The organism is Amycolatopsis sp. NPDC003731 (assembly GCF_053586895.1).
On sequence record NZ_JBSFNC010000059.1, the window covers coordinates 41,468 to 50,444 of the forward strand.

At 71.4% G+C, this 8,977-nt stretch carries 7 protein-coding genes; 6 read left to right on the top strand and 1 reads right to left on the bottom strand.

Features of this window, described 5'->3' with window-relative positions; genetic code table 11:
- Positions 1-71 precede the first annotated feature (71 nt).
- Positions 72-689, top strand: a complete 618-nt coding sequence (locus ACWDN5_RS24310; RefSeq protein WP_449677876.1) for an LppU/SCO3897 family protein — start codon at positions 72-74, stop codon at positions 687-689.
- Positions 690-692: 3 nt separating this feature from the next.
- Here ACWDN5_RS24310 and ACWDN5_RS24315 read toward each other — a convergent pair whose 3' ends face one another.
- Positions 693-1,658: an ABC transporter substrate-binding protein gene (locus tag ACWDN5_RS24315; RefSeq protein WP_310968746.1), complete on the bottom strand. Its 966-nt coding sequence runs from the start codon at positions 1,656-1,658 to the stop codon at positions 693-695.
- Positions 1,659-1,844: 186 nt separating this feature from the next.
- Here ACWDN5_RS24315 and ACWDN5_RS24320 point away from each other — a divergent pair, with 186 nt between their 5' ends.
- The 5 genes from ACWDN5_RS24320 (at position 1,845) to ACWDN5_RS24340 (ending at position 8,911) form a co-directional block, all read left to right on the top strand.
- Positions 1,845-4,766 carry a nitrate- and nitrite sensing domain-containing protein gene (locus ACWDN5_RS24320; RefSeq protein WP_449677877.1) on the top strand — a complete coding sequence of 974 codons (2,922 nt, stop codon included), beginning with the start codon at positions 1,845-1,847 and terminating at the stop codon, positions 4,764-4,766.
- 13 nt (positions 4,767-4,779) lie between these two features.
- Positions 4,780-5,457, top strand: a complete 678-nt coding sequence (locus ACWDN5_RS24325; RefSeq protein WP_449677878.1) for a copper homeostasis protein CutC — start codon at positions 4,780-4,782, stop codon at positions 5,455-5,457.
- A 418-nt stretch (positions 5,458-5,875) separates the two neighbouring features.
- Positions 5,876-6,088, top strand: coding sequence for a hypothetical protein (locus ACWDN5_RS24330; RefSeq protein WP_310968743.1), 213 nt, complete (start codon positions 5,876-5,878; stop codon positions 6,086-6,088).
- 44 nt (positions 6,089-6,132) lie between these two features.
- Positions 6,133-7,095, top strand: a complete 963-nt coding sequence (locus tag ACWDN5_RS24335) for a hypothetical protein (protein ID WP_449677879.1) — start codon at positions 6,133-6,135, stop codon at positions 7,093-7,095.
- 166 nt (positions 7,096-7,261) lie between these two features.
- Positions 7,262-8,911: a S53 family peptidase gene (locus tag ACWDN5_RS24340; protein ID WP_449677880.1), complete on the top strand. Its 1,650-nt coding sequence runs from the start codon at positions 7,262-7,264 to the stop codon at positions 8,909-8,911.
- The last annotated feature ends 66 nt before the right edge of the window (positions 8,912-8,977 follow it).

Below are 8,977 nucleotides of genomic sequence, written 5' to 3' on the forward strand. Positions count from 1 at the left end.
CTCGCTCCGGCCCGCTCCGCTCGCGGGTCCGCCGGTGGGACGAGGTGCCGAGGGGATCACTGGAGGGCACGTTGACCACACCGCCGTTCGACGACAACCCGTTCCGGTCGCCGGGCTACGCGCAGTCCGCGCCGATGCCGCCGGTTCCGGGGCAGCAGGCGATTCCGCACTGGTTCACCACGAAGGTGCGGATCACGCTGGTCGCGTGCGTCGTCGTCGCGCTGGGCCTGGGCGCGCTCGGCGCGATGGCCATCTATTGGGCCGACCGCAGCGGGCCGCCGTCCGACGGCGACTGCCTGTACCTGACGCGCGAGGGGGCGGGCAAGCTCGCCTACCACCGCGTCGGCTGCAGCGCGGACAACGCGACGTACAAGGTGGAGAACACCTACCGCAGCGGCATCGCGTGCGGCTCCGGCGACTACGTGCGGTTCCGGCTCGGTTCCGGCTCGGCCTCCGGCCGCACGCTGTGCCTGGCCCTGAACGTCAAGGCCGGCGACTGCCTGCGTGACGTCGACGACGAGAGCACGATCGGCAAGGTCCTCTGCACCGACCCGGCGGCGCAGGAGCGAGTCGAGATCCTCTCCGGCTACGGCCGCGACGACAAGTGCGAAGGCGCCGACATGGTGTTCAGCTACTCCGGCCCGCCGGCCCGCACGGTGTGCCTGATCAAGACCGGCGAGAACATCTGACCGTCAGTAACCGGTCTGGTCGGGGAGCAGGCCCTGGACGTCGAGGCGGTTCGCCAGCAGACCCGAGTTGTGCATCAGGTCGGCGACGCGCTGTAGCCGGATGCCGTTGAGCGACGCCGGGTAGGAGCCGAGCGAGATCAGCGCGGCCGTCGTCGTGTCGATGTCGGAGAACTTCGGCAGCGCGTCGCGCACGATCGCCGGGTCGGTCGCGCTCTCCTGGGCCGTGCCCAGCGCGGTGCGGAACGCATGGAGCGTCCGCGGGTTGGCCTGCGCGAACGGCTTGGCCGCCGCGTAGCCCGACAGCGGGAAGTCCAGCGTCGACCCGCGGGCGCCGTCGGCCAGGATGTGCGCGCCGAGGTCCTTCTCGGCGCGGGTGATGTACGGCTCGATCATCAGCGCGGCGTCCGCGTCGCCCGCCTGCAGGGCCTGCGGCATCCGGTCGAACGGCACCGCCTGGAACTTGATCTTCGCTTCGTCGACGCCCGCGGTGCCCAGCACCGAGCGGGCGACGAGCGCGCCGACGTCGTCCAGCATGTTCACCGCGATCTTCGGTGACCTCTTCGCCGTCGGCACCGTGTAGTCCGAGTCCGGCAGGGTGACCAGGGCCATCGTGTTGGGGCCGGACGTGTAGGCCTCGCCCTGCAGCTGCAACGCCGTCCCCCCGGCCGCGGCCCGGAACATCGCGATGTCGGAGGCGAAGGTGACGTCGAGGTCGCCGGCGGCCAGCTTCGCGAGCCCGTCGTCCGCGCCGAGTTCGACGAGCTGCACGTTCAGGCCGGCGGACCCGAACTTCCCGGCCGCGACGGCGATCCGCAGCGGGGCCGTGTCGATGGCGTTGCCCACACCGACGCGCAGCGTGGTCCGCTCCAGCGGCGGCGGAGGCGCGGGCGTACCGGAAGAGAACACGCTGCACCCCGCGGTCGCCAGGAGCGCCGCTACCAGCGGAATCAGCCGTCCGCGTCTGTTCATGAACCTTCACCTACCGCGAGAATCTGGTTCTCGTGCTGGATCGTATGGTCCGCGCCCCATACGATCGCGGGCAGGGCCGTATCGTGCCAGCGCGGCTTTCGGATCTTCATGGGGCGGGCTACCGTTCAGTAGGTTCGAGTGTCGTTCGATCCGCGGGTTCCCGCCCGCGGCGGAAAAGGAAACCAGGTGACCCGTCGCGACAAGCGTCCCCGCAAGGGCGGCGACGCGGCGGATCCGCGTCCGGCGGGTGGCCGCTGGCGGCTGCGGAACTGGCGTCTCGGCACGAAGCTCTTCGCCGTCCTCCTCATCCCGGCGCTGGCCGTGATCGCGCTCGTCGGCCTGCGGATCAGCTCCGACCTGCGCGACGCCCGGCAGCTCGCCGAGTTCGCCACGCGCGGCCGGGTCGACAGCACGGTCGCCGAAGCCTTGCACGAGCTGCAGCGCGAGCGCGACCTCACCGTGCGCTTCGTCGCCCAGAACCGGCAGGGCGACACCGCGGACCTCACCGCCCAGCGCACCCGCGTCGACAAGGGCATCGGCACGTTCGAACGGACGCTCGCGGAAAGCAAGCCGCGGCTCGACGCGAAGGCCGCGGAAAGCCTGCAGCAGACCGACGACCGGCTGCGCGTCCTCGGTGGCCTGCGGTTTTCCGCGGAGCATTCGGCCTTCCCCGCCGACGCCGTGCTGCGCTCCTACAGCGAGCTGATCTCCGGCCTGCTCGACATCAGCGACTCCGCCGCGGCCGACGTCGCCGACCCGGAACTCGCGCGGATGCGGCTGGCGGGCAACGCCCTCGCCCGGATCAAGGACCAGATGTCGGTCAAGCGGGCGGTGATGGCCGAGGCGCTGGCGTCGGGCACCCTCAACCGCGACCGCACGCGCGCGCTGCTCGGCGCGGAAGCCGAACTGGCCGCCGCGCACAGCGACTACCGCACCTTCGCCACCCCCGACCAGCAGCGGATGTTCGACGACACGGTGATCGGCCTGGTCGTCGACATCGGCAACGACATGGTCGAATCCGCGCTCACCCGCACCGAAAACGGCCAGAACCTCTCGGGTCTCGACCCGAACCAGTGGGACACTTCGGCGACGCACACGGTGAACCTCGCCCACCAGGTGCAGCAGGCACTGCTGGTCCAGTTGCAGGAACGCACGGACGCCCTTGCGGCGCAAGCACGGACGGCCGCGCTGTGGGACGGCGGTGTCGTCCTCGGCGTCCTGCTCGTCGCCGGCGTGCTGTCGGTGGTCATCGCGCGGTCCCTGTTGCGCCCCTTGCGGATTCTCCGCCGGACGGCGCTGGAAGTGGCCGAGCACCGGCTGCCCGCGGCCGTGCAGAACCTGCTCACCGATCCCGAGCCCGCCCCGGAGAACCTGCGGAAACGGCTCGCCGTCGCGCCCGTGCCGGTGTTCACCCGCGAAGAACTCGGCCAGGTGGCGCGCGCGTTCGACGCGGTGCACGGCGAGGCCGTCCGGCTCGCCGGCGAGCAGGCGATGCTGCGCGAGAACGTCAACGCGATGTTCGTCAACCTCTCGCAGCGCAGCCAGGACCTCGTCGAGCGGCAGCTTTCGGTGCTCGACCGGATGGAGGCCGACGAGCAGGACCCGGACACCCTCGCCGGGCTGTTCGAGCTCGACCACCTGGCGACGCGGATGCGGCGCAACAGCGAGAACCTGCTGGTCCTGTCCGGCAACGACTCCGCGCGCGAGGACGCCGGCCCGGTGCCGGCCGACGAGATCATCGGCGCCGCGCTCTCGGAGGTCGAGCACTACCAGCGGATCGAGCTCGGGCCGGCGCCGCAGGTCGCGGTCCGCGGCGAGGCCGTCAACGACCTCGTGCACGTCGTTTCGGAGCTGCTGGAGAACGCCACGCGCTACTCCGGCGACGAGATGGTCACCGTGGCGAGCGCCGAAACCCACGACGGCGACTGGCAGATCGAGATCGTCGACCACGGGGCCGGCATGCCGCAGGCGGAGATCGACCGCACCAACGCGCGGCTCGCGCACCCGCCGGACGTCGACGTCGAGGTGTCGCGCCGGATGGGCCTGTTCGTCGTCGCGACGCTGGCCACCCGCCACCACATCGACGTCAGCCTGAGCGCGGGCGCGGACTCCGGGCTGGTCGCGACCGTGCTGGTGCCGGCGGCGCTGATCGTCGAGCTGCCGCCGATGCCGGCGCCACCGCCGCCCGCCGAGCCGGCCGCCGTTCCGGAACCGGAGCTGCTGGCACCGCTCGCCCCGCTGACGCCGCCGGAGCCGGAACCCGAGCCGGAGCCGGAAGAGCTGTCGCCGCCGTCGATCGAGGCCGGCCCGCCGCGCCGGGCCCCGGTGGTGGCCCGCGACCACGCGCCGGAGTGGCCGACCGTGGACGACGAGGCCCACCTGGACCTCGACGCCCCGACCGAGCGGATGCCCGCCTACCGCGACGTCCTGTCCCGCTGGTTCGACGCCTCCGCCGCGCCCGAACAGCCGCGGAAGCCCGCGGAGCCGCTCCCGGTCGCCGAGGCGCCGCGGCCGCCCGAACCCCAGCCACGTCCGGCCGAGCCCCAGCCTCGGCACGCGCTCGCCGCCCCGCCACCTCCGCTGCCGTCCCGGGAAGCCGCGCCCCCGCCGCTGCTGCCATCGCGGGAAGCTCCGGCCCCGCCGTTGCCTGCCCGGGAAGCTCCAGCTCCGCCGCTGCTGCCTGCCCGGGAGACTCCGCCCCTGCCATCGCGGGAAGCGCCGCTTTCCCGGGAAACCCCGGCCGAGGCGCCGATTTCCGGCGGAAGCTTCGCCCCCGAGCCCGTCGACTCACCGCTTCTGCGGGAAATCGGCGAGCCGAGGCCGGACGACGAGGACACCGAACCGCGGCTGACGCCGGTCGCGCCGCCCGCCGCGGTCGAGCCCGCTTACGAGTGGCCGACCCCCGCCGAACTGGAGCAGGAGGACGGTGCCGAGGACACCTGGCCGTTCCTGCAGCCGCTGGATTCCGCGGCCAGCCCGGGAGCGGTGCCGGAACAGCGGCCGATACTCTCTCTTTCCCCGGAAGCGGTGCGCGAGCGGATGACGAGCCTTCAAGGCGGCTTCCGGCGAGGGCGGCATGCGAGGGGGGACGACACCCGGAACCAGTGAAACGGATTGAGGCATGAGCTCGAAGACGCCCCTGCTGGAAGTGATCGCGCTGGACGCGGCGGACGCCGAAAGCGCGCAGGCGGGCGGGGCCGACCGCCTCGAACTGGTTGCGGACATGGCGCAGGACGGCCTGACGCCGTCGGTCGAGACGCTGCGCGACGTGCTTTCGGCGACCGACCTCCCGGTGCGGGTCATGCTGCGGGACAACGGTTCCTTCGCCGTCGGCGACCTGGAAGGGCTGCGCGCGGACACCGGCAGGCTGATCGACGCGGGCGCGCGGGAATTCGTCTTCGGCTTCCTCAACGTCGACAGCGAGATCGACGTCGACGCCTGCGAGGCGCTGATCAAGGAGGTCGACGGCCTGCCGTGGACGTTCCACCGCGCCATCGACCGCACGCGCGACCCGGTGCGCGCCTACGACCAGCTGGCCTCGCTCGGGTGTGACACCGTGCTCGCCGCCGGTCACCCGAACGGCGTGGGCAGCGGCCTTTCGGTGCTGCAGCGGCTCGCGCAGCGCGACGGCGGCCCGGAGCTGCTGGTGGGCGGCGGTCTGCGTGCCCAGCAGGTGCACCTCCTGCGCGCGGGCGGCGTGCGCGGATTCCACGTCGGCAGCGCGGTGCGGCCGGGTGGCTGGCAGGCGCCGGTGGACGCCGCGGCCGTGCAAACCTGGGTCGAGCTCGTCAAATCCTGATCGACTACGCCGTTCTCGCGCAGGATCGGCGGAGTAGAACGATTTCTTCCGTTGTTTTCGCGTGCCCGCGGCAATCGTGAACCGGCATGCGAAATTGCATCCGCCGCGTGCAGTGTCGCGCCGGGCGTTGCGCGTGCCGCTGCACGAGCATTTCCAGCTTTGACCTGGTTGGTGGCTGATTTTACGGTGATCGGCTGGCTACGGTTGTCCCGCATTTCGCGATCCGGCCGATCTTCAAGGAATCGATCTGCAGTGCGGGAGGCGGCGCCGTGTGCGCGCGTATTCAGTTCGAGAACTCGTTGCGAGGACAACAGGAAACCAGGATGCCGACGATCAGGTGGATTTCCGTCACCTGGGGACGGCTGATTCCCCGCGGAAGCCGCCCGGGCGCGGCCGCGGCGAGCCGGAAGGCCGAATCGTGACCAGCGCGATACCGCGCCAACGCGGAACCGGAACCTCCGAAGACGATTTCGCGAAACTGGGGCTCGGCGGTTCCCTCGCCCTGACCGGGCTGCTGGCCGTCGTCAAGATCGCGGAAACCGCCACGGGTGTGGTGCTGACCGCCACCGGGGTGCTGCCCGGTGCCAGTCCCTCGAAGGAGCGGGCTCCGGCCTGGCCGGGAGGGGAATGAGCGGGGCTGCCCGATCGGCAGCTCTCTACGGACGGAGGGCTGCCATGGCCGGCAGTGACGGGCGGGACGAACGGAGCGGTACGCGCGTGGGTCTCGCCGACGTGCGGCAGCTCGAAGACAGCGTCGCCGAGCTGAGGGCGCTGGACTACCGGTACGGCGGCGGTTCGTGCCGGGCGGCCGTGGAGTCGCGGTTGCCCGCGGCCGTGGCCCTGCTGGACGGCGAGGCGAAGACCGTGGTCCAGGCGCGGCTCTACACCGCCGTCGCCGACCTCTACAACCTGGCCGGCTGGACCAACTTCGACCAGGACCGTCCGGCCGCCGCGCTGGAGGCGTTCGCGCGGGCGCTGGAGCTGGCCGTCGAGGCCGGGAACGACGACCTGCAGGCCAACATCCGGTACCGCGTCGGGCGGCTGCACCTGCACTACGACGCGGTCGACGCGGCGCTGGTCGAGTTCGCGCGGGGCCGCGAGGCGGCCGTCTCGGCCCACTCCAAGCTCGCGCAGGCGATCCTGTCGGCCAACCAGGCGTGGGCGCACGCCCGGAAGGCCGACGTCACCGGCGCGCTGACCTACCTGCGCCGCGCCCGCCAGGAGTTCGCGGAGGCCGAGGGCCGCGAACCGTCGCCGTGGGCGGCGTTCTTCGGCCCCACCGACATGGCCGCGATGGTCGGGACGGTGCACGGCGAACTGGCGCAGATGGTCGACGTCCGCCACGGCCGCGACGGCATCCCCGCCCTCGCCGAGGCGATCGAGGGGTACCAGCGGGGCATGACGCGCAGCCGCTCGCTGACGTTGATCTGGCTGGCCACCGTGCACGCGCTGGACGGGGACCTCGACATCGCCATCACGGTCGGGGAGGAGGCCGTCGAGCTGGCCGGCGCGCTGCGGTCGCCACGGGTGCGGCAGCGGCTGCACTCGCTTTCGGCGGCCGCCCGCCGGTTCTCCGGCAATGCCGACGCTCGGGAGATCGTCGACCGCGTCGACCGTCTCGGACATTCCGGACGATAATCGAATGATCAGCCAAAGGTAAACGTATCGGAAAATGAAAATGGGATCCGTCGAAGATCGGCCAAAAGTAGGTTCCTCGGCGTGATCGCGGCTTCTTATGCTTCTCGGCAACCTGCGGCGAGCATTCCGCGCAGGCCCGGTCCCCACCGCCGAGAGGAAATTCCCCATGCGCTTGCGCAAGCTCGTCGCGGCCGCTGTGCCGCTGCCGGCGTTGCTCGGCCTCGCCGTGGCCGTCCCGGCCGCCGCGGCGTCGGAACCCCTGGTCACGCTGGCCGACAACGCCGCGCAGCTGATCAACAGCGCGCGCACCGGTGACGTCCCGGCCGACCGGCCGATCACCGCCGCGCTCTCGCTGAAACTGCACAACCAGCAGGCGCTGGAAAAGTTCCTCGCCGATGTACAGAATCCCGCTTCGCCGCAATACCACCGGTTCCTGACCCCGGCACAGTTCAATGCCAGGTTCGGCCCGACCCAAGCCGATGTCGACAAGGCCGTCTCATTTCTCGGGAAAGCCGGGCTGAGCGGGATCGAGGTTTCCGGCAACCGGCAGGCCGTCACGTTCACCGGCTCGGCGGCGCAGCTGGAGTCGGCCTTCCGCACCCGGATCGGGACCTACCACGACCAGGCGTCCGGGCGGGACTTCTTCGCCAACGACGCCGTCCCGGCCGTGCCGGCGAGCGTCTCGGACGTCGTGGCCGGTGTCGTCGGCCTCGACGACCACGCGGTGCGCACGCACTCGGCGAAGCCGCTGGCCCAGCCCAACGTCGTCAAGTCCGTCACCCCGCCGGTGCTCAAGACCGCGTACGGCACCAGCGGCCTGTCCGCGACCGGCCGCGGCGTGAACGTCGGCTTCGTCGAGTTCGACGGCTACCAGAAGTCCAACATCACCAAGTACGACAGCACGTACGGCCTGTCCGCGGGCACGGTGACGACGGTCGGCGTCAGCGGCGCGAACTACGACTCGTCGCCGGGCGACGGCCAGATCGAGGTCGAGCTCGACATCGAGGTCGTGCACGCGCTGGCCGCGGCGGCCAACGACTACGTCTACGAGGCACCGAACTCGAGCGCCGGCGAACTGGCGATGTACCAGAAGATCGCCTCGGACGCGAAGGTCAACGTCGTCTCGATCTCCTGGGGCGCCTGCGAAGCGGCTGAAGGTTCGAGCGCGGCGAAGAGCGTCAGCAGCGCGATCGCGACCGGCACCGCGGAAGGCATTTCGTACTTCGCGGCGGCCGGGGACGACGGCACGACCGACTGCTACCGCCAGACGGGCTCGGCGGCCAAGGGCGTCGACTTCCCGGCGTCGAGCCCGAACGTGACCGGCGTCGGCGGGACGAAGCTGAGCGTGACGTCGGCCAACGGCTACAGCAGCGAAGTGACCTGGAACGACGGCAACAGCGGCGGCTCGACCGGCGGCGGCATCTCGACGGTGTTCACGGCGCCGTCGTGGCAGTCCTCGCAGAGCACGACCTACCGCAAGGTGCCGGACGTGTCCGCGGACGCCTCACCGACCTCGGGGTACTACATCTACAGCGCGGGCAGCTGGGGAACGGTCGGCGGCACGTCGGGTGCGGCTCCGCTGTGGGCGGCCTTCGCGACGCTGCAGAACCAGGTGCACGGCGGTGGTCTGGGCAACCTGAACCCGAAGTTCTACTCGATCGGCAACGGTTCCTCGTACGGCACCGGGTTCCACGACGTGACCTCGGGCAACAACACCCTGCACGGCACGACCGGCTTCAGTGCCGGGACCGGGTACGACCAGGTGACCGGCTGGGGTTCCTTCAAGGGCACCGGGCTCTCCGGCCTGCTCGGCTGAGTGCGTGACCAGCGGCGCAGCAGGTCCCCCCGGCCGGTGAGCTCCGGACCCCCAGCCCCTCGCTCC